The sequence below is a fragment of the Mycobacterium sp. NGS59 genome (assembly GCF_059812345.1).
Window position 1 is genome coordinate 147,364 of sequence record NZ_JCALCN010000007.1, and the last position, 19,225, is coordinate 166,588.

A 19,225-nucleotide genomic window follows, 5' to 3' on the forward strand; every position below is an offset into this window, starting at 1 on the left:
CGGGGTCACCGGGCGTGCCACGTGAAAAAGCGTACTGCAATCCGGCACTGTTGAGACAACAGTAAACAGAACGGCGCCCGCCCGGTGAGCGGTTTGACGGTTGTCAGAATTCATTGACTCACGTCAAAAACCAGTGTTAGCCTCCGGCAATGCGCGCTTCGGCCAAGCGGCCCCGTACCGCGGTCATCGGTGCCGGTATCAGCGGCCTGACGGCCGGCAAGATGCTCAAGGACTACGGGGTGCCCTACACCACCTTCGAGATGTCCGACCGGATCGGCGGCAATTGGGCGTTCGGCAACCCCAACGGTCACAGCAGCGCCTACCGGTCGCTGCATATCGACACCTCGAAACATCGGTTGTCTTTCAAGGACTTTCCGGTACCGGAAGACTTCCCGGCGTTCCCGCACCACACCGACATCAAGAACTATCTCGACTCCTACGCCCAGGCGTTCGGTCTGCTCGAGCACATCGAATTCGGCAACGGCGTCGTGCACGCCCGTCCGGCCGGATCGGGCTGGGAGATCGAGGATCAGTCCGGCGCCAGGCGTGAGTTCGATCTGCTGGTGGTGGGTAACGGTCACCATTGGGATCCGCGGATGGCCGATTTCCCGGGCGAGTTCACCGGCGAGACGATCCATTCGCACCATTACATCGACCCGCACACTCCACTGGAGTTGACGGGCAAGCGGATCCTGGTCGTCGGCATCGGCAACAGCGCCGCCGACATCGCCGTCGAGTTGTCTTCGCGGACACTGCAGAACACCGTCACCTTGTCGACGCGGTCCAGCGCGTGGATCGTGCCGAAGTACCTCGCCGGTCAGCCGGGCGACAAGTTCTTCCGCACCACGCCCTATCTGCCGCTGGCCTGGCAGCGCAAAGCGGCGCAGCTGATGGCTCCGATGCTCGGCATAAATCCCACGCTGTACGGGCTCCCGCCGGCTAATCACAAACTGTTCGAGGCGCACCCCACCCAGTCGGTGGAACTGCCGTTGCGCCTCGGGTCCGGGGACATCACGCCCAAACCCAACGTCGCTCGACTCGACGGCGACACAGTACATTTCGACGACGACACCAGCGACGTCTTCGACGCGATCGTCTACGCCACGGGCTACAACATCACTTTCCCGTTCTTCGACCGCGACTTCGTCAGCGCGCCGGACAACGCGATCCGGCTCTACAAGCGGATGTTCAAACCAGGCGTGGAGAACCTGGTCTTCATCGGTTTCGCCCAGGCGATTCCGACGTTGTTCCCGTTCGTCGAGTGCCAGTCGCGGCTGCTGGCCGCGTATGCCGTCGGACGCTACGCGCTGCCCTCGGTCGCCGAGATGGAACGGGTGATCGACGCCGACCAGCGGCTCTACACCGGGCACTGCGTCGACCGGCCGCGGCACACCCAGCAGGTGGACTACTTCTACTACGAGCACGATCTGCGTGCGCGCGAGATCCCGGCGGGCATGAAGCGCGCGGCGGCAGGAGTCGGGCGGTGACCAGGGCGCGCACCGATCGCAGGTCGGTGCAGCGCGGTGACCAGCGGCGCGACGCCATCCTGGATGCGCTCGAAACCACTTTGCAGGACCATGATTTCGACGACGTCAACATCGCGGAGGTGACCGCGCGGGCCGGCGTCACCCGGCCGGCCTTCTACTTCTACTTCGAGAACAAGGCGACCGCCGTCGCCGCTTTGATGGAACGCATGGTCGACGACACCATGTTCGTCAACGACGTCTTCACCATGAGTGACCGCTCTCCGCAGGAACGGGTCCGCGGGATGCTCGAGGGGTTGTTCGACACCTGGGAGCGGCACCGGTACATGTTCAAAGCCGCCCTGCAGGCTCGTGGCCGCAGCGCCGCGGGACGCGAGATCTGGGACGAGGCCCGTGCGTCGTTCGTCGGCCCGGTGGCCGACATGATCCGCGGCCAGCGCGCTGCCGGTGTCGCACCGGACGGGATCGACGCGACCGTGTTGGCGACCGTCCTGCTCGAGGTCAACGATCGGCTGCTGGAACGGATGACCTTCGGTTGCGCACTGTCCCGGTCCGAATTGCTCGACGGCGCCGCCGCGGTGTGGCTGGGCGCGGTGTACGGGATCGTCGGAAACACCGACCGATGAGGAGAATCAGATGCCATACCAGGAGCTGACGTTCCAGTCGCACGGGGTGACGTGCAGTGCGTGGCACTTCCCCGGCCGGACAGACGGCACCGCCGGACGGCCGGTGGTGGTGATGGCCCACGGGTTCGGTGGCACAAAGGATTCCGGTCTGCAGTCGTTCGCGGAGGAGTTCAGTGCCGCCGGCTTCGACGTGTTGGCCTTCGACTACCGGGGCTTCGGTGCTTCCGAAGGTCTTCCTCGGCAGTCGATCTCGATCACACGGCAGGAACAGGATTTCCGATCGGCGATTGAGCTGGCCAAGACGCTTCCCGGGGTGGACCCGAAACGGGTTGTGCTCTGGGGTGTTTCGATGTCGGGCGGCCAGGTCATCAGGGTGGCTGCGGGTCGTGAGGACGTCGCGGCGGTGATCGCGATGACTCCGCTCACCGATCCGTTGGCCACCAGCGTGGCGGTGCTCAAGCAGTACACCATCGGGACCGCGCTGCGCGCGACCGTCGACGGCGTCAGAAGCCGATGGGCGGTGCGACGCGGGCGCACCCCGATGCTGATGAAGCTGACGTCCCGGCCGAGGGAGCATGGCGCGCTGTCCCTGGACGGCGCGTACGAAAACTACCTGTCGATCGCGGGACCGTCCTGGCGCAACGAAGTTGACTCCGCGGTCGGATTCGAACTGGCCAAGATCAGGACCAGGACCGCCGCCAAGCAGTTGCGGATCCCGCTGTTGATCCAGATCGCCGATTTCGACCGCTTCGTGCCCGCGGCCTCGGTCGCCCGCACCGCCGTGCACTGCAGGGCGCAGGTGCATCACTACCCGTGCGACCACTTCGACGTATGGCCGGGCCACGAGTGGTTCCAGCAGGCCTGCGACGACCAGATCCGCTTCTTGGCGCGGTTGCCGGGAACGGCGGCGTCGGGGTCGGCGAACATCGGCGGACTAGCCCGCTGATCAGGCATTTGATGAGCCGACGAGGCCTCCGAGGCACTTTGCAGAAAGATGTACCGATAGGTATACAGTATGTACTGCGCGGGCGTGCGCCGATGGCCCGTCGAAGGAAGGGGCGGCTCCGATGAGCACCGATGGCAACGTGGTCGCCGAGCGGCCGACCGCGTCCAGCGAAGCCGTGCTCTACGAAGTCTCCGACACCGGCGTCGCGGTGATCACGCTCAACCAGCCGAAGCGGTTGAACGCCTGGGGTCAGCCGATGATGTCGATGTTCTACCGCTACTTCGAGGAGGCGGAGGTCGACCCCGCCGTCCGCGTCATCGTGCTGACCGGCAACGGACGGGCGTTCTGCGCCGGTGCGGACATGGGTGGCCTCAACTCGATCTCGGCGACGACGGTCGAGTCGGCGAGCAAGACGGACGTCAGTTCGTTGGTCGCCGAGAAGCACCCGTACTTTTTGACCCAACTGCGCAAACCGGTGATCGCGGCGATCAACGGATCCGTCGCGGGCATCGGACTCTCGCTGGCGTTGATGGCCGATGTCCGGTTCGCCGCCGCCGGTGCCAAGTTCACCACCGCGTTCGCGCGACGAGGGTTGGTCGCCGAGTACGGCATCTCCTGGATCCTGCCGCGCCTCGTGGGGTGGGGCGCCGCCACGGATCTGTTGCTGTCCGGCCGGACCTTCCTGGCCGAGGAGGCCGCTGAACTGGGTCTGGTCAAGGAGGTGGTGGCCGGCGACGAGCTGCTGGAGCGCGCCACGGCTTACGCCGACGACATGGCCCGCAACTGCGCGCCGAGTTCGCTTGCCGCGATGAAACAACAGCTCTACGCCGACGCCGGCTTGCCGATCGTGGAGACCAGCAACAAGGCCGAGCGGCTGATGCACGAATCCATGACGCGCCCCGACTTCATCGAAGGCATTACCGCGTTCTTCGAGAAGCGCGCCCCGAATTTCCCACCTCTTGCAGCCCGAGACTGAGAGGACGTCCGCGATGAGCACGTTGGACTACCAGGCGATCGACGTCGACAACCACTACTACGAACCCATCGATTCGTTCACCCGGCACCTGCCCAAGGAGTTCAAACGCCGCGGTGTGCAGATGTTGCAAGACGGGAAGCGTACCTGGGCGGTGATCGGCGAACGGATCAACCAGTTCATCCCGAACCCGACCTTCGACCCGATCATCGAGCCGGGTTGTCTGGACCTGTTGTTCCGCGGCGAAATTCCCGAAGGTGTCGACCCCGCTTCGCTGATGAAGGTCGACCGGATGGCGAACCATCCCGAGTACCAGAATCGTGACGCCCGGGTGAAGGTGATGGACACCCAGAACCTCGAAACGGTGTTCATGCTGCCAACTTTCGCCTGCGGCGTAGAGGAGGCCCTCAAGCACGACATCGACGCCACCATGGCCTCGGTGCGGGCGTTCAACCTCTGGCTGGACGAGGACTGGGGCTTCGATCGTCCCGATCACCGCATCATCTCGGCGCCGATCATCTCGTTGGCCGACCCCGAAAAGGCAGTCGAGGAAGTCGATTTCGTGCTGAGCAAGGGTGCCCGCATGGTGCTGGTCCGTCCCGCGCCGGTGCCGGGAAGGGTCAAGCCGCGCTCACTGGGCGATCCGGTGCACGATCCGGTCTGGGCGCGGTTGGCCGAGGCCGGCGTCCCGGTCGGGTTCCACCTCAGCGACAGCGGCTACCTGGCGATCAACGCGCTGTGGGGCGGCAAGGCCACCTTCGAGGGATTCGGCAAGAAGGATCCGTTGGACCAGGTACTCCTGGACGACCGGGCAATCCACGACACCATGGCTTCGATGATCGTGCACCAGGTCTTCACCCGTCATCCGAAGTTGAAGGTCGCCAGCATCGAGAACGGCTCGTATTTCGTGTACCGGTTGATCAAGCGGCTCAAGAAGGCCGCCAACACCGCCCCGTACCACTTCAAGGAAGACCCGGTGGAGCAGCTGCGCAACAACGTCTGGATCGCGCCGTACTACGAGGACGACGTGAAGCTGCTGGCCGAGACGATCGGCGTGGACAAGATCCTGTTCGGTTCGGACTGGCCGCACGGGGAGGGGCTCGCCGACCCGATGGCGTTCACCGCCGACATCCCGCAGTTCCCGGAGTTCAGCGCCGAGGACACCCGAAAAGTGATGCGGGACAACGCGCTCGAGCTGCTCAACGCGAACGTCCCGGCGTCGGTGTAGCGCATCCGATGGGCGAGTGGACGATCGGATCGGTGCTCGACGCGGTCGCCGATGCCGTGCCCGATCGGCTGATGACGATCTGCGGCGACCGCCGCAGTACCTTCGCCGAGTCCACGGAACGTACCCGCCGACTGGCGAACTATCTGGCGGACAACGGTTTCGGCGCGCATACCGAACGGGACGCGCTGGGCAATTGGGAGTGCGGGCAGGACCGCGTCGCGCTGATCATGCACAACGACCTGTATCCCGACATGGTCATCGCGTGCCTGAAGGCCCGGGTGGTGCCGGTCAACGTGAACCACTACTACACGCCGCGGGAAGTCGCCGACCTGCTGGCCTACGTCAAGCCCCGCGGCGTCATCTACCACCGCGCGCTGGGCGCAAAGTTCGCCGATGTGCTGCCCGGTGACGATGTCGAGTTGCTGATCTCGATCGACGACGGGAGCGACCTACCCGACTTGCCGGGTGCCGTCGCGCTGGAAGACGCTCTGGCACAAGGCGGTTCCGATCACGAGAATGCGCCGCGACCGGACGACGTGCTGATGATCTGCACCGGCGGGACGACCGGACGGCCCAAGGGTGTGATGTGGCGGCAGTCCGACATGTATGTCGCGTCGATGAACGGCGACGACCATTCGGGCGTCGAGGAGATCTATCAGCGGGTGCAGAACGCCGGCGCGCCGTGGTTCGCGGTGTCCCCGCTGATGCATGCGGCGGGGCTGTGGACGGCCTTCTCGGCGATCCTGAACGGGCAGACCGTCGTTCTGTACGACACCCGACGCAACTTCGACCCCGTCACGGTGCTCGAGACCGCCGAGCGCGAGAAGGTCGGCCTGATGACCATGGTCGGCGACGCGTACGCCGCGCCACTGGTGGACGAACTCGGCCGGCGCGAGTACGACCTGTCCAGCATGTTCGCCATCGGTACCGGCGGGGCGGCTACCAATGTCAAACATCAGCAGGCATTGCTGCGTTACCTGCCGCACATCACGTTGATCAACGGCTACGGGTCCTCTGAGACCGGCAACATGGGTTACGGCCACAGCCGGCAGGGCACTCAGGTCGACACCTTCACGATCAGGCCGGGCGGACTCGTGCTGGCCGAGGACTACAGCCGATTCCTCGACCCGGGTGAAGCGCAGATCGGCTGGGTGGCCCGGGCCGGGCGAATTCCGTTGGGCTACTTCGACGACGAGGCCGCCACCACCAAGACGTTCCCGGTGGTGGACGGGCAACGAGTGGTGATATCGGGTGACCGTGCTTCGGTGGACGACGATGGCACGCTTCGGCTGTTCGGCCGAGACTCCCTGGTGGTCAACACCGGTGGGGAGAAGGTGTTCGTCGAGGAGGTCGAAGAGGTGCTGCGCGCGAACCCCGCCGTCGCCGACGCGCTGGTGGTCGGCCGGGACAGCGAGCGTTGGGGCCAGGAGCTGGTGGCTCTGGTCGAGTTGCGCGACGGGGCCGAGCATGACGAGCAGGCGCTGCGCGCGCACTGTAGCGCCGCGCTGGCCCGATTCAAGACGCCCAAGGCGTTCATCGTGGTCGACCGGGTGCGCCGGCTGGGCAACGGCAAGGCGGACTATCGATGGGCCAAACAGCACGCCACCGAACCCGCGAGGACGGCCCGGCAATGACACCACCACGCAAGGTCATCGACTGCCTGGTCAACGTCCACTTCGGGGAAACCGAGACACAACCGGAGTTCATGAAGAGGGTCCGCGACGATTACTTCAAGGGACCCAAGTCGATGTTCGACCCGGTGGACCTCACCGAACTCCTCGACGAGATGGACGAACACGGGGTGCAGAAGGCCATCCTGATGGACAATCTGGTCAAGCCCTCGGTCACCGCACGCAAGTTCGCCGAAGCCCGTCCGGACCGCTTCGCCCTGGCGATCGGCGGTGTCAACCTATTGCGTCCGGTGGCGTCGCTGCGGGAGCTGACCGCGACGGTCGCCGACCTTCCGGTCGCCTACACCGCTGTGGGACCGAGTTTTTGGGCCGACGGGATGTATCCGCCGAGCGACGCCGTGTATTACCCCCTGTACGCCAAATGCGCCGAGATCGAGCTGCCGCTCTGCGTCAACACCGGCCTCCCCGGACCGCCGATTCCCGGCGAGGTGCAGAACCCGATCCACCTGGACCGGGTCTGTGTGCGGTTCCCGGAGTTGAAGCTGTGCATGATCCACGGTGCGGATCCGTGGTGGGACGTCGCGATCAGGATGCTGATCAAGTACCGCAACCTGCGCCTGATGACATCAGCGTGGTCGCCGAAACGGTTGCCGGACAGCTTGATCCACTACATGCGTACGCGTGGGCCGAACAAGGTGATCTTCGCCTCCGACTGGCCGGTGCTGCGCCAGCATCGGGTGGTGCCGGAAGCCAACGCCCTCGACCTGCCCGCGGACGTCCTGGACAACTACCTTTACAACAACGCCGACGAATTCTTCTTCAGGAGCACCGATGGATCGCTATGAACTGCGCCGGATCGACTACAGCTTGACCGACGACCATAAAGCGCTGCAGGCCGCCTACCGGCAACTCTTGGAAACCCACTGTCCCATCGAGACGGTTTGGGCCGCACAAGAATCCGGGTTCGACAAGAGCCTGTGGGAGCGACTGTGCGCGACGGGTGCCACCTCGATGGCGGTTGGTGAAGACGTCGGCGGTGACGGCGCGACGCTGGTGGATCTCGCGTTGGTCGCCGAAGAGCTGGGCCGCGCGCTTGCCCCGGTGCCGTGGATCGAGCATGTCTGTGCCGCGCGGCTCGCGGAACGGCTGGGCGGCGTCGAGACGGACGTCGTCGAGGGCAACCGTATCCTCGGGCTCGACATCGCACCGGAACCCGTTGCGGGCTCCCGCCTTATCGCTTCGGCGGCCATCGCCGACGCCTTGATCGTCGCCGACGGTGACGACGTGGTGCTGCTCAGGTTCGCCACCCGGCCGGCGCGGGTGCCCAACCTGGGGCAGCTGCCGATGGCCTGGGTGGACCCCGGCACCGCGGATTCGCGGACGGTGCTGGGTTCCGGCCCGGAGGCGGTCACGGCCTACCGCCGGGCGGTCGACGAGTGGCGGGTGCTGACCGCGGCGGCGCTGACCGGCCTGATCGAGCAGACCATGACGATCGCCGCCGAGTTCGCGAAATCGCGCTACACACTTGGCGTCCCGATCTCGACCCTGCAGGCGATCTCACATCCGTTGGCCAACATGGCGATCGTGGTGCAGGGCGGTCGCAACCTGGCCCGCCGTGCCGCCTGGTACCTGGACAACGAGCCCGACGTGCGTCCCGAACTGCCCGGGTGCGCGTTCGTGTTCATGGCCGAAGAAGCGCCCAAAGCGGCCACCATGGCAACGCACATCCAGGGCGGGCTCGGGGTCTCCGTGGAGGCCGCCGCGACCGCGTACCTGGTGCGGGCCCGCGGCTGGGCGCTGGCCGGCGGCGATCCGGGCATCACCGCCAAACAGATCGGACAGCTCGTAGCCGAGCGGGAAAGCGCCTGACACAATGGATTTCACACTTGTAGACCTGGAAGACGACGACCAGGCCTTCCTGGCCGAGGTGCGTGCCTTTCTGGCCGAACACGTCACCGACGATGTGCGCCGGCGTGACCGCGACACCGGGGACAACTTCGACGAAGCCGTGCATCTGGCGATCGGCGCGGCCGGCTACCTGCAGAAGGAGTGGACGCCGTCCAGCGAGGGCGGTTTCAGCCGGGTCCGGCGTCGCATCTGGGAGCTGGAAAAGCGCCGCGTGCACACGCCATGGGTGACCTGGGGTACCACCGCGATGGTGGCCCGGGCCGTGGCCGCGTTCGGCAAGCCCGAACTCGTCGAGGAGGTCATGCCCAAAGTCTTCACCGGTGAAGTGCGAATGTGCCTGGGCTACACCGAACCTGAAGGCGGGTCCGACGTCGCGACGTGCAAGACGCGGGCGATACGCGACGGCGACCAATGGGTGATTAACGGATCCAAGATGTTCACCACCGGCGCGCACAACTGCCAGTACGTGTTCCTGATCACCAACACCGATCCAGACGCCCGGAAACACAAGAGCCTCACCATGTTTCTGGTTCCCCTCGACCTGCCCGGCATCGAGATCCAGGGCATCCGTACCGTCGACGGCGACCGGACCAACATCGTGTACTACAGCGACGTCCGGGTCGACGACAAGTACCTACTCGGTGAGGTCAACGGCGGCTGGACCGTGCTGCGCGGGCCGCTGGACGCCGAGCACGGCGCGGTCTCCGCGGCGCCCGACGGCCTGCAGGACGTCGCGATCATGGCGCATCAGACCGGTTTCATGTCCGCCGCGGTCGACGCCGTCGCGGCCAACGTCGGCGCCCCGGGTCCGGATGGGAAGCGCCGGATCGACGACGGGTCGGTGGCCTACCGGCTCGGGCGCAGCGCGGCCCGGTTGGAGGCGGCGCTGTCCACGCCCAGCATCTTCGGTCGGGTCGCGCAGGCGCAGACCATGCGTGACATCGGACCCGACCTGATGGACATCTCCGGACCCGCCTCGGTGCTGCCGATCGAGACCGACGGTGCGGCCGACGACGGGACGTCGGAGTATCTCTACCGATTCGCCCCGCTGGCCGGCATCTACGGCGGCACCCTGGAGGTGTTCCGCAATATGATCGCCCAGCATGTGCTGGGGCTGGGCAAGCCGGCTTACGCGCCGCCCGCCACGAAGGTGTCCTAGACCTGCGGGGTGGGACTCTGCCCCGATTCCCATTTCGCTGCCAGCGACCTCTTGACAGTGCTGCCCGCCGCAAAATCGACCTGGAACGTTTCCCCTTCGTCGCCTTCGAACGTGACGAGGTATCCGGTGTCGGTGGCGTCCTTGAACACCACTTTGTGGGACTCTTCGCCCGAGCCGCGGTCGACGGCGATGATATCGCCGGGGGCGACGTCGTCGATGCGATCGTTTCCGGAGATTTCAGCCATGCCGTCGACGGTAGCCGACTGACCGATAGTGACCTGTCACACGGTCCGTAACGGGTCGTCGCCGGGACATGGCCTGGGGCCCCAAGTCGTCGACCGCCAAGAATCCTTTGAGAATCCTCCAAAGCGGGGCGTCCAGCATTGCTGTCAGCGCACGAGATCACGGCCGACAGACCTGGAGATTCCACGAATGACTACGGACGCCATTCCGAACGTTCAACAGCCTGACCCCGACGCATCCCATTCCCGCGGACGCCTGCTCGGTTATTGCGCGGCACTCGCGCTGACCGCCGGCTTCGTCAACGCGGTCGCGCTGCTCGTCTTCGCCGTGCCGGTCGGCAACCTCACCGGGGTCACCACCCAGCTGGGGATGGACACCGCCCATCCCTGGCTCTACGAAACCCACGTGCTGGCCGGGATCCTGCTGGGGTTCCTGCTGGGGGCGGCCGTCGCCGGGACATTGCTCGGCCACACCCACGCCGCCAAAACCAAAGGACATGCCCTCGTGCTGATCATCGAGGCGGCGTTGCTGCTACTTGCCGCCGGGGGAGTGGAACTGGCCGCGGTGCGGGCGCAGATCTCCGCGCTGGGCATCGAGGAGACCGCGGTACAGGCGTTGCTGGCCGCGGCGGCCCTCGGTCTGCAGAACGGCCTCACGTCGAGCTACCGCGGCATGTCGGTCCGCACCACTCATTTCACCGGCACCGTCACCGATCTGGGACTCATGCTCGGCCGCAGCCGCAAACACGGGGTCGACAAGTGGAAGGTCGCGATCCTCACGGTGACTCTGCTGCTGTTTCTCACCGGCGCGGTAGCCGGGTTGTTGGCCGGCTCTTGGCTCGGCGGACACGCACTGCTGGTGCCGGCGTCGATGTGCGTGGCTGTCGCAGCGACCAAGGTGCTGCACGGCGCCGAGCCCATGCCGGCGCGAGCAGTCGCATAATCGCATCGAATCGCTTGTGTCCGTGCGATTCTGCGTCTGCTGGGATCGCTAGGTGGTCAGGACGCTGGCGGCAGCGGTGCCCGGCGCCCCGTACAACTGGGTGAAGCCGACCTTGGGTTCGCCCGGAACCTGACGGTCACCGGCCTGGCCGCGCAGTTGCCGGACGATCTCGTGGATCTGGCGCAGACCCGAAGCGCCGATCGGCTCGCCGTTGGCGATCAATCCGCCGTCGGTGTTGACCGGCATCGAGCCGCCGATCTCGGTGGCGCCGTCGGCCAGCAGCTTCTCCTGATCTCCGTCGGCGCAGAAGCCGCATTCGGCCATGTGGATGATCTCCGCGCCGGCGTCGGTGTCCTGCAACTGGATCACGTCGACGTCGTCGGGGCTGACCCCGGCCTTCTCGAACGCGGCACGGGCGGCATAGACGGTGGGTGAGACGTCCTCCTCGACCGGTGCGAATGTGGTGTTCACCTCGTAAGCCCCGTATTTGCGGGTCCGCACCTCGACCGACCTCAGGTAGACCGGCTTGTCGCAGTAGCGGTGTGCGAGGTCGGCCCGGCACATCACCACCGCCGCCGCGCCCTCGTCCGGCGCGCAGAACATGTACTGGGTGAGCGGATAATTCAGCATCGTCGAGTTGAGGATGTCGTCCTCCTCAATCGGCTTGCGGCGGAATGCGTTCGGGTTGAGCACGCCGTTGCGGAAGTTCTTGGCGGCCACCCTGGCCAGGGTGCGCTGGGAGATGGCATGGTCGTGCAGGTACCGGTTGGCCTTCATGCCGAAAAATTGCGTGGTGAGGTACTGGCCGTTCTCGGCGTACCAGCGGGGCATGCCCACCAGCGCCGGATCCTCGGTGAACGCGCCCCGCGGGTGCTTGTCCAGGCCGACGGCAATGCCGATGTCGTAGTCCCCCAGGCGAATTCCGTCGGCGCAGGCCTTGGCGGCACTGGCCGCGGTGGCGCACGCATTGAAGACGTTGGTGAACGGAATGCCGGACAGCCCCACCATCCCGACGATCGCGTCCGGGTTGGCCACCGTCCAGCTGCCACCGGTGGCGGCCTGGATGTCGCGCCACTGCACGCCGGCGTCGGCGACCGCGGCGACGATGGCGTCCACACCCATCTGCATCGCGGACTTGCCCTCGAACCGGCCGAAGGGGTGGAGACCTACCCCGATGATGGCAACCTCGTTCACTTCGCAACACCCTTCCTGCCCCGAAAGGAGGGAAACCTATGCCCGACGACTTGTCTATACTACTGTAACCATTACCGTTGATCGTTCCGAATGTGTGGACCGGGGAGAGGTTGCGCCACGTGGGCAAGTTGGACGCGTTGCCTGTCGGCAATGCCGAAACCGTCCTCGACGACGGGATGCGGGTCCTGCTGACACGGCAGGGACCGAAGCCATGACTACGGCGACGGTGGTATTCGACCCGTTCTCCGAGGATTTCTTCAACAGTCCCTACGAGATCTACCGCCGCATGCGCGAGGAAGCTCCGGTCTATTACAGCCAGGAGTACGACTTCTATGCACTGACCCGCCACCAGGATGTGGCGGCCGCCTTCAAGGACTACACGACGTACTCGTCGGCCTACGGGGTGGACCTCGCCCAGGTTCGCAAAGGGCACGTGACCGAACACGGGTCGATCATCGCCATGGACCCGCCCGCGCACCGCCGCATGCGGGGTCTGCTCAACAAGGTGTTCACCCCGCGCGCGATCCAGGCACTGCGGCCTCTGGTGGCGGAGTTGGTGGACAAGCACCTGTCCGCCGTCGACCCAACGGGTTTCGACTTCGTGCAGGACTTCTCCGCACTGTTCCCGGTCGACGTGATGACGACACTGCAAGGCGTTCCGGAGCAGGACCGCCAGCAGATCCGGCTGTGGATCGACGATCTGCTGCACCGCGGCCCCGGCGAGGTCGAGATGGGTGAGGTGGGACAGAAGTCGGCCGTTGACATGGCCATCTACTACTACCGGCTGACCAAGAAACGTCGCGACAACCTCGGTGAGGATCTGCTGAGCCGGCTGATCGAGGCCGAGATCGAACGCGACGACGGCGAGATGGCACCGCTGACCAACATCGAGATCACCGAATTCGCAACGCTTTTGGGCGGCGCCGGCGCCGAGACCGTGACCAAGCTGCTGGGCAACGCCGCGGTGGTGTTCGCCAGGTTTCCGGGCCAGTGGCAGAAACTGTTGGACGACCGCAGCAAGATCCCGCTGGCCGTGGAAGAACTGCTGCGCTACGAGGCGCCCGCACAGTACAACGTGCGGCGCTCCACCCGCGATGTCACGTTGCACGGCGTGACTATTCCGGCCGGCAAACCGGTTTTCCTGGTGGGTGCGTCGGCCAACCGCGACGAGCAGGCCTGGACCGACCCGGACACCTTCGACATGGAGCGCGACCGCACCCAGGCGCAGAATCTGGGATTGGGCTACGGCATCCACAGCTGCCTGGGGGCCGCCCTCGCGCGGTTGGAGAGCGTGATCGCATTGGAGCGCATGCTGGACTTCATGCCGCGCTACGAAGTGAACTGGGCCGGTTGTAAGCGGGTCAACATGCAGAACGTGGCGGGCTGGAGCAACGTGCCGGTGCGGGTGCTCTAAACCGCCGGGTCCCGTCGCCAAACCAGCGTGCTGTGAACGGCTTTGCCGCGGGCGGAGGTCTGGGACGCCGACAGCGTCAACCGGTCGCCGTCGATGCGTGCCTGCCGGATCTGCGGCTGCTGCAACAACTCTGGCATCGTCGACACCAGCACCAGATGACGCACCGTCGCCGCGGCATCGTCGACGTCGAACCTGCCGCCGTAGGAGACGAATTCGCCGTCCGGCCCCGAGGTCAGCTGTGCGGACATGTGACCGTCGGCGGTGTAGAGGATCAGCCCCGAGGGATGCTCACCGAACGGGTGCCGCAGTTCATCGCTGTCCGGGTAGCGCGAGACGAACGACTCCAACAGCCAACCGCCCAACAGTGCCTGCCGTAACTCACTCACCCGGTTGACCCTACCGAATCGATTACAGTAACGTCCACGCTCATGAGCTGTGGGTGTCTGCGGCGATGATCGCCGGATCCGGCTCCCGGATCAAGATCGACGGCGGCATCCCCATGGAGCTGACCCGGGTGCCCCCCGCGGCGGCCGAACTGGAAGGCCGTGGCTACGACGGCGGCTGGACCGGGGAGATCAACCACGACCCGTTCCTGCCCATGCTGTTGGCTGCCGAACACACCTCGACTCTCGAACTGGGCACCAGCATCGCGGTGGCGTTCGCGCGTAACCCGATGACGGTCGCCAACGTGGCGTGGGATCTGCAGTCCTACTCCGGCGGCCGGTTCATCCTCGGCCTGGGCACTCAGATCCGGCCGCACATCGAGAAGCGGTTCGGCATGCCGTGGAGCCGGCCGGTGGCCAGGATGCGGGAGTTCGTCGCGGCGCTGCGGGCCATCTGGGATTGCTGGCAGCACGGCAGCCGGTTGAGCTTCGAAGGCGACTTCTACACGCACCAGCTGATGACGCCGATGTTCATCCCCGAGCCCTTGACCTGCGCGCTGCCAAAGGTTTTCGTGGCCGCGGTCGGGGCGGTGATGACCGAGATGTGCGGTGAGGTCGCCGACGGCCTAATCGCTCACGCGTTCACCACCCGGCGCTTCCTGGACGAGGTGACCCTGCCGGCGTTGCAGCGCGGGATCCGGCGTGCCGGACGTGAATGTGCCGACGTCGCGGTGTCCTGCCCGGTCTTCGTCGTGACAGGCCGCACCGAAGCCGAGATGGCCGGTGCCGCAGCGGGAATCCGAAAGCAGATCGCCTTCTACGGCTCGACGCCGGCGTATCTGAAAGTGCTCGAGCTGCACGGCTGGGCGGAGCTGCACACCGAACTGCACCGTCTGTCCCGACAAGGCGAATGGGATGCCATGGGCACTTTGATCGACGACGACGTGCTGGACGCGTTCGCCGTCGTCGCGCCCGTCGACGAGTTGGCCGCCGCGCTGCGCACCCGCTGCGCAGGTGCGGTCGATCGCGTGCTGCCGGCCTTCCCCGCCTGCCTGCCGCGGGGCACAATCGTGTCGATCCTCGATCAGTTGCGCCAGGAGGTTCAGCCATGGACAGGGTGAGAGGCAGAACGGTGGTCGTCACCGGCGGCGCCCGCGGCATCGGATTCGCCACTGCGACAGCGTTATTGGCGCGCGGTGCGCAGGTGGTGATCGGCGACCGGGACGGTGCGGCGCTGGACGCGGCCGTCGCGGCGACGGGGGGTGCGGTTTGCGGTCACCTGCTCGACGTCTCCGACCGCGACTCCTTCGCCGGGTTTCTCGACCGGGCCAGGGCCGACGGCGGCGGACGCATCGACGTGCTGATCAACAATGCCGGAGTGATGCCGGTGGGCTCGTTCGTCGACCAGACGCCGCAAGCCATCCGGTCCTCCATCGAGGTCAACCTCTACGGAGTGCTCAACGGGTGCCAGCTGGTGTTGCCCGAGATGGCGGCGCGCCGGCGCGGCCACATCGTCAACATCGCGTCGATGGCCGGCGTGATGGCCATCCCGGGACAGGTCGTCTACGCCGCGACCAAATTCGGTGTGGTCGGACTCAGCGTGGCGCTGGCCGACGAATTCGCCTCCCGCGGTGTGGATGTCACCGTGGTGATGCCGCCCTTCGCCCAGACCGACTTGATCGCCGGGACGAAGGCGTCGGGCATCGGCAAACCGGTCAAGCCCGACGTGGTGGCCGCGGCGATCGTTGGCGCGCTGGACAAACCCCGGACCCACGTGGCGCTCCCGCAGCCGACCCGGTTCGTCGGTCCGGTGGTGGCGATGCTGGGTGCGCGGGGGAGGCGCTGGTTCAACAAGAGGATCGGCGCGGACAGACTGTTCCTCGACGACATCGACCATGCCGCACGGGCGTCCTACGAACGGCGGGCACAGTCGGCGGTCGGCGTGGTGGATGAGGCCGTCGAGCGTCACGCCAGCGTGGCATCGGGCGACGAGCGTCGCGCCAGCGTGACGCTCGATGCGGGCTACGAATCCTCGGCCTGAGCCCGCGCCCATCGGTAGTCCGCCTTGCCCGAGGGGCTGCGCTGGATGACATCGCGGAAGACGATCGCTTTGGGAAGTTTGTAGCGCGCCAACGAGTTTGCGGCGTGCGCGATCAACTCGTCAGCGTCGGTCACGGCTCCCTCGGCCAATGCCACCACCGCCACCACTTCCTGACCCCACCGTTCGCTGGGACGTCCGGCGACCACCACGTCGGCGACGGCCGGATGGGAAGCCACCGCGGTTTCCACTTCCTCGGCGAAGATCTTCTCGCCGCCGGAATTGATGGTCACCGAGTCGCGGCCCAGCAGTTCGATGTGGCCGTCCTCGCGATGCCGGGCCCGGTCACCGGGGATCGCATAGCGGACGTCGTCGATGACCGGGAAGGTCGCCGCGGTCTTGGTGGCATCGCCCTTGTAGCCCAACGGAACATACCCGCGTTGCGCCAGCCACCCGAGTCCGTCGTGACCCTTCGGCAGGATCGAGCTCAGATCCTCGGCCGCCACGAACGTGTCCGGCCCGGCGTTGAAGGTGCCCGTCGACACCGCACCGGACATGGACATGTGGTGCATCTGCGCGCCGGTTTCGGAGGACCCGACGCCGTCGATGATGATCGCGTTGGGCAGCACCTCGATCAGTTTTTGCTTGACGTACGGCGTCAACAGCGCTCCGCCGTTGGCGACCACGGCCAGCGACGATACGTCGGCGATCCCCTTCTCGATGGCGGCGACCAGCGGCCTTGCAATCGCATCACCGACAACCGTCACCACCAGGACCTTCTCGCGTTCGACGGTGCGCACCACCTCCTCGGTGTCCAGGCGCTCGACCGTCGAGGGGAACACCACCGACTGCCCGGTGGTCAACGCCGTCATCACACTCCACTGCGCCGCCCCGTGCATCAACGGCGGCAATACCATCAGCTTGGTGCCCGGCCCGGCCGTCACCCGGGCCACCACGTCGTCGACGGAACCGACCGGCTGACCGGTGACCAGGTCGCGGCCGCCGAAGGAGGTCATGAAGATGTCGGCCTGGCGCCACAGCACGCCTTTCGGCATGCCCGTCGTGCCGCCGGTGTAGAGCACGTACAGATCGTCGGGGGAGTGCTGCACCGGTGGCGCGTCCGGACTGGCCGATGCCAGCGCTTCCTCGTAATCGACTGCGCCGTCGAGCAATTCGTTGCCCGAGTCGTCAGCGATCTGAATCAGCACCTTCAGGTCAGGCAGGTCCGGCAGGATTTCGGCCACCCGGGGCGCGAACGCGGCGTGGTAGACCAGCGCGGTGGCACCGGCGTCGGCCAGCAGATACTGCAGCTCTTGCTTGACATAGCGGAAGTTGACGTTGAACGGGGCGACCCGGGCCGCGAACGAGCCGAGCAACGTCTCGACGAACTCGTTGCCGTTGTAGGCATAGATCCCGAGTAGGTCCTGCCCGGCTTCGTGGCCGGCCAGCGCGGAGCGTTCGGTGTGGCAGCCCAGCCCGCGGGAATGCAGATAGTCGGCAAGGCGGTTGGACCGCTCGAGGATTTGCGCGTAGCTGAACCGGCGGTCCCCCTGAATGACCAGGTCGCGGTCGGGAATCGCGGCCGCGACGGCGGCCACTACATCGGGAACGGTGAATTCGGTGCCGGGCACGAGAGTCCTTTCCGCCGAGCAGACAGAGAATCGCACGAATGAGTGTGCCGCAGTGCGATTCTGTGTCTGCTCGCGGCCTCAGGGTTGGTGGGGTAGCAGGCCGGCTGCGGCATCGACGCGCGGCGGCACGTCATAGAACTGAGTCGCCCATTTCCGGAGCGCCATATACCCTTTCGCGTCGGTCTTGGACAGCGCCGGACGCTCCACGTACTTCTGATAGCGCCAGATCTGCAGGTCGTCGAAAACGGTGGACAGGAACTGCTTTTCGATCAGGTCACGCAGCTTGCCCTCCGGTACGGGGGACTCGTCGCCCGGGACGCGGGGCCACCAGATCGAGTAGAACAGATCCGAAGTCTCGTCGTCGACCGGCGTGCAGGTGAAGATCAGCCGATGGTTCTGCGCGCCCTCGAAAACGCTGATCGCACCGCCGAGCCCGAACAGGTGGCTGTGAAACACCAACGCCAGGTCGTCGGGGTCGTCGCTGCGCGCGTCCGGCCAGCCCGCGGTGAACTGCCATTCGTGCTCGACGATCTTGTAGTCCAGCACCCGCGGCGTGACGGTGGCGTGGTGCACATACTCGAAATGCGCACTGTCCGGGGCATTTTCGGCGACGATCTGCGGGTGCACCGGTTCGCGCTCGGCGCGCCGGGAGAACTCCGGGTAGGCGCGGTAATAGGCCGACGGGTCGGTCTCGAACTGCGGGAATTTGCGGAAAATGTCGGGCATCTCCCACTGCGGCTCCTTGCCGTCCGGATGATGCCAGACGAACACGCAGTCGTACTGCTCCTGCACCGGATACACCTTCAGCGTCAGCGCACGGTTCGGCCGGTCCGGCTGATACGGGATGTAGCGGTTGGTGCCGTCGGGTCCCCAACGCCACCCGTGAAACGGGCACTGGACGCAGTCGCCCACCACCGTGCCGCCGTGGCCCAGATGGGCGCCCAGGTGTTTGCAGTGGGCTTCCAGCACATGCAGGGCGCCGGACTCGTCACGATAGGCGACCAGGTCCTCGCCGAAGTACCGCAGCGGGCGAACCTCACCCACCGGGAATTCGGGGGACCACCCGATCATGAACCACCCGGTGACCTTCCAGGTGAACGGGACCTTCACGTCAGTGCCTTTCGACAACGGCTGATACTTAATGCTTTACAGTATAGATTTCAGCAGACCGGCGATACATCGTCCAGCGCGGCAAGGAGCTCTATGGCCGAGGATGGCTTGCGGGGAGCTGACGAATTCGGGGCGATTCGGCAGCTCAAGGCACGCTATTGCCGGTTTCTGGGCACCACGGACCTGGATTCCTGGCGCGGCGTGTTCACCGACGACGTGACGCTCGACATGGCTGTGGGCACCGGCGCAGCCGATCCGCAGACGGCGCCGCCCCTGGTCGGTCTGGACAATTTCGCTGTGCTGGGCGGGTGACCG

At 66.0% G+C, this 19,225-nt stretch carries 20 protein-coding genes; 15 read left to right on the forward strand and 5 right to left on the reverse strand.

Features of this window, described 5'->3' with window-relative positions; genetic code table 11:
- The first annotated feature begins 149 nt into the window (after positions 1 to 149).
- The 9 genes from AC5Y46_RS10870 (at position 150) to AC5Y46_RS10910 (ending at position 9,955) form a co-directional block, all read left to right on the forward strand.
- A complete protein-coding gene (locus AC5Y46_RS10870; RefSeq protein WP_499940978.1) occupies positions 150 to 1,487 on the forward strand; it encodes a flavin-containing monooxygenase in 1,338 nt (445 codons plus the stop codon).
- A complete protein-coding gene (locus AC5Y46_RS10875) occupies positions 1,484 to 2,110 on the forward strand; it encodes a TetR/AcrR family transcriptional regulator (RefSeq protein ID WP_499940976.1) in 627 nt (208 codons plus the stop codon). The genes AC5Y46_RS10870 and AC5Y46_RS10875 overlap by 4 nt, the downstream gene beginning before the upstream one ends.
- A gap of 10 nt (positions 2,111 to 2,120) precedes the next feature.
- A complete protein-coding gene (locus AC5Y46_RS10880) occupies positions 2,121 to 3,056 on the forward strand; it encodes an alpha/beta hydrolase (protein WP_499940974.1) in 936 nt (311 codons plus the stop codon).
- A gap of 121 nt (positions 3,057 to 3,177) precedes the next feature.
- A complete protein-coding gene (locus AC5Y46_RS10885; RefSeq protein ID WP_499940972.1) occupies positions 3,178 to 4,032 on the forward strand; it encodes an enoyl-CoA hydratase in 855 nt (284 codons plus the stop codon).
- Positions 4,033 to 4,045: 13 nt separating this feature from the next.
- On the forward strand, positions 4,046 to 5,257 hold the full coding sequence (locus tag AC5Y46_RS10890) for an amidohydrolase family protein (RefSeq protein ID WP_499940971.1): 1,212 nt from the start codon (positions 4,046 to 4,048) through the stop codon (positions 5,255 to 5,257).
- Positions 5,258 to 5,265: 8 nt separating this feature from the next.
- A complete protein-coding gene (locus tag AC5Y46_RS10895) occupies positions 5,266 to 6,891 on the forward strand; it encodes an acyl-CoA synthetase (RefSeq protein WP_499940969.1) in 1,626 nt (541 codons plus the stop codon).
- Positions 6,888 to 7,733, forward strand: a complete 846-nt coding sequence (locus tag AC5Y46_RS10900) for an amidohydrolase family protein (RefSeq protein WP_499940967.1) — start codon at positions 6,888 to 6,890, stop codon at positions 7,731 to 7,733. The genes AC5Y46_RS10895 and AC5Y46_RS10900 overlap by 4 nt, the downstream gene beginning before the upstream one ends.
- Positions 7,720 to 8,757 (forward strand): acyl-CoA dehydrogenase family protein, encoded by a 1,038-nt coding sequence (locus tag AC5Y46_RS10905; protein WP_499940965.1) that lies wholly within the window; start codon positions 7,720 to 7,722, stop codon positions 8,755 to 8,757. The genes AC5Y46_RS10900 and AC5Y46_RS10905 overlap by 14 nt, the downstream gene beginning before the upstream one ends.
- A 4-nt stretch (positions 8,758 to 8,761) precedes the next feature.
- Positions 8,762 to 9,955 (forward strand): acyl-CoA dehydrogenase family protein, encoded by a 1,194-nt coding sequence (locus AC5Y46_RS10910; RefSeq protein ID WP_499940963.1) that lies wholly within the window; start codon positions 8,762 to 8,764, stop codon positions 9,953 to 9,955.
- On the opposite strand, the gene AC5Y46_RS10915 is transcribed toward AC5Y46_RS10910, so the two are convergent.
- Positions 9,952 to 10,200 (reverse strand): hypothetical protein, encoded by a 249-nt coding sequence (locus AC5Y46_RS10915; RefSeq protein ID WP_499940961.1) that lies wholly within the window; start codon positions 10,198 to 10,200, stop codon positions 9,952 to 9,954. The two genes, AC5Y46_RS10910 and AC5Y46_RS10915, sit on opposite strands and share 4 nt — an antisense overlap.
- Positions 10,201 to 10,387: 187 nt before the next feature.
- Here AC5Y46_RS10915 and AC5Y46_RS10920 point away from each other — a divergent pair, with 187 nt between their 5' ends.
- The gene (locus AC5Y46_RS10920) at positions 10,388 to 11,140 is read left to right on the forward strand and encodes a YoaK family protein (RefSeq protein WP_499940959.1); all 753 of its coding nucleotides are present in this window, start codon (positions 10,388 to 10,390) and stop codon (positions 11,138 to 11,140) included.
- A gap of 48 nt (positions 11,141 to 11,188) precedes the next feature.
- On the opposite strand, the gene AC5Y46_RS10925 is transcribed toward AC5Y46_RS10920, so the two are convergent.
- Positions 11,189 to 12,334: a thiolase family protein gene (locus AC5Y46_RS10925; RefSeq protein WP_499940957.1), complete on the reverse strand. Its 1,146-nt coding sequence runs from the start codon at positions 12,332 to 12,334 to the stop codon at positions 11,189 to 11,191.
- 77 nt (positions 12,335 to 12,411) lie between these two features.
- On the opposite strand from AC5Y46_RS10925, the gene AC5Y46_RS10930 reads away from it, so the two are divergent.
- Together AC5Y46_RS10930 and AC5Y46_RS10935 are read left to right on the forward strand one after the other, a co-directional pair.
- Positions 12,412 to 12,549 carry a hypothetical protein gene (locus AC5Y46_RS10930; RefSeq protein ID WP_499940955.1) on the forward strand — a complete coding sequence of 46 codons (138 nt, stop codon included), beginning with the start codon at positions 12,412 to 12,414 and terminating at the stop codon, positions 12,547 to 12,549.
- The gene (locus tag AC5Y46_RS10935) at positions 12,546 to 13,748 is read left to right on the forward strand and encodes a cytochrome P450 (protein WP_499940954.1); all 1,203 of its coding nucleotides are present in this window, start codon (positions 12,546 to 12,548) and stop codon (positions 13,746 to 13,748) included. Before AC5Y46_RS10930 ends, AC5Y46_RS10935 begins: the two co-directional genes overlap by 4 nt.
- Here the strand turns inward: AC5Y46_RS10935 and AC5Y46_RS10940 are convergent.
- Positions 13,745 to 14,134: a lipocalin-like domain-containing protein gene (locus AC5Y46_RS10940; RefSeq protein WP_499940952.1), complete on the reverse strand. Its 390-nt coding sequence runs from the start codon at positions 14,132 to 14,134 to the stop codon at positions 13,745 to 13,747. The two genes, AC5Y46_RS10935 and AC5Y46_RS10940, sit on opposite strands and share 4 nt — an antisense overlap.
- A 65-nt stretch (positions 14,135 to 14,199) precedes the next feature.
- On the opposite strand from AC5Y46_RS10940, the gene AC5Y46_RS10945 reads away from it, so the two are divergent.
- On the forward strand, positions 14,200 to 15,252 hold the full coding sequence (locus AC5Y46_RS10945; RefSeq protein WP_499941385.1) for an LLM class F420-dependent oxidoreductase: 1,053 nt from the start codon (positions 14,200 to 14,202) through the stop codon (positions 15,250 to 15,252).
- A complete protein-coding gene (locus AC5Y46_RS10950; protein WP_499940950.1) occupies positions 15,240 to 16,172 on the forward strand; it encodes an SDR family oxidoreductase in 933 nt (310 codons plus the stop codon). The genes AC5Y46_RS10945 and AC5Y46_RS10950 overlap by 13 nt, the downstream gene beginning before the upstream one ends.
- On the opposite strand, the gene AC5Y46_RS10955 is transcribed toward AC5Y46_RS10950, so the two are convergent.
- Complete coding sequence (locus AC5Y46_RS10955) at positions 16,154 to 17,800, reverse strand: acyl-CoA synthetase (protein ID WP_499940949.1); 1,647 nt, start codon at positions 17,798 to 17,800, stop codon at positions 16,154 to 16,156. The genes AC5Y46_RS10950 and AC5Y46_RS10955 overlap by 19 nt on opposite strands.
- 78 nt (positions 17,801 to 17,878) lie before the next feature.
- Positions 17,879 to 18,910 (reverse strand): Rieske 2Fe-2S domain-containing protein, encoded by a 1,032-nt coding sequence (locus AC5Y46_RS10960; protein ID WP_499940947.1) that lies wholly within the window; start codon positions 18,908 to 18,910, stop codon positions 17,879 to 17,881.
- A gap of 93 nt (positions 18,911 to 19,003) precedes the next feature.
- Between AC5Y46_RS10960 and AC5Y46_RS10965 the strand changes: the two genes are divergently transcribed.
- Positions 19,004 to 19,222: a nuclear transport factor 2 family protein gene (locus AC5Y46_RS10965; protein WP_499940945.1), complete on the forward strand. Its 219-nt coding sequence runs from the start codon at positions 19,004 to 19,006 to the stop codon at positions 19,220 to 19,222.
- Positions 19,223 to 19,225: the final 3 nt, after the last annotated feature.

Excerpts from the sequence above, each read along its gene's own strand:
- AC5Y46_RS10870 (WP_499940978.1), top strand. The coding sequence starts at position 150 with ATGCGCGCTTCGGCCAAGCGGCCCCGTACCGCGGTCATCGGTGCCGGT.
- AC5Y46_RS10880 (WP_499940974.1), top strand. The coding sequence starts at position 2,121 with ATGCCATACCAGGAGCTGACGTTCCAGTCGCACGGGGTGACGTGCAGT.
- AC5Y46_RS10885 (WP_499940972.1), top strand. The coding sequence starts at position 3,178 with ATGAGCACCGATGGCAACGTGGTCGCCGAGCGGCCGACCGCGTCCAGC.
- AC5Y46_RS10890 (WP_499940971.1), top strand. The coding sequence starts at position 4,046 with ATGAGCACGTTGGACTACCAGGCGATCGACGTCGACAACCACTACTAC.
- AC5Y46_RS10895 (WP_499940969.1), top strand. The coding sequence starts at position 5,266 with ATGGGCGAGTGGACGATCGGATCGGTGCTCGACGCGGTCGCCGATGCC.
- AC5Y46_RS10900 (WP_499940967.1), top strand. The coding sequence starts at position 6,888 with ATGACACCACCACGCAAGGTCATCGACTGCCTGGTCAACGTCCACTTC.
- AC5Y46_RS10905 (WP_499940965.1), top strand. The coding sequence starts at position 7,720 with ATGGATCGCTATGAACTGCGCCGGATCGACTACAGCTTGACCGACGAC.
- AC5Y46_RS10910 (WP_499940963.1), top strand. The coding sequence starts at position 8,762 with ATGGATTTCACACTTGTAGACCTGGAAGACGACGACCAGGCCTTCCTG.
- AC5Y46_RS10915 (WP_499940961.1), bottom strand. The coding sequence starts at position 10,200 with ATGGCTGAAATCTCCGGAAACGATCGCATCGACGACGTCGCCCCCGGC.
- AC5Y46_RS10920 (WP_499940959.1), top strand. The coding sequence starts at position 10,388 with ATGACTACGGACGCCATTCCGAACGTTCAACAGCCTGACCCCGACGCA.
- AC5Y46_RS10935 (WP_499940954.1), top strand. The coding sequence starts at position 12,546 with ATGACTACGGCGACGGTGGTATTCGACCCGTTCTCCGAGGATTTCTTC.
- AC5Y46_RS10945 (WP_499941385.1), top strand. The coding sequence starts at position 14,200 with ATGATCGCCGGATCCGGCTCCCGGATCAAGATCGACGGCGGCATCCCC.
- AC5Y46_RS10950 (WP_499940950.1), top strand. The coding sequence starts at position 15,240 with ATGGACAGGGTGAGAGGCAGAACGGTGGTCGTCACCGGCGGCGCCCGC.
- AC5Y46_RS10965 (WP_499940945.1), top strand. The coding sequence starts at position 19,004 with ATGGCCGAGGATGGCTTGCGGGGAGCTGACGAATTCGGGGCGATTCGG.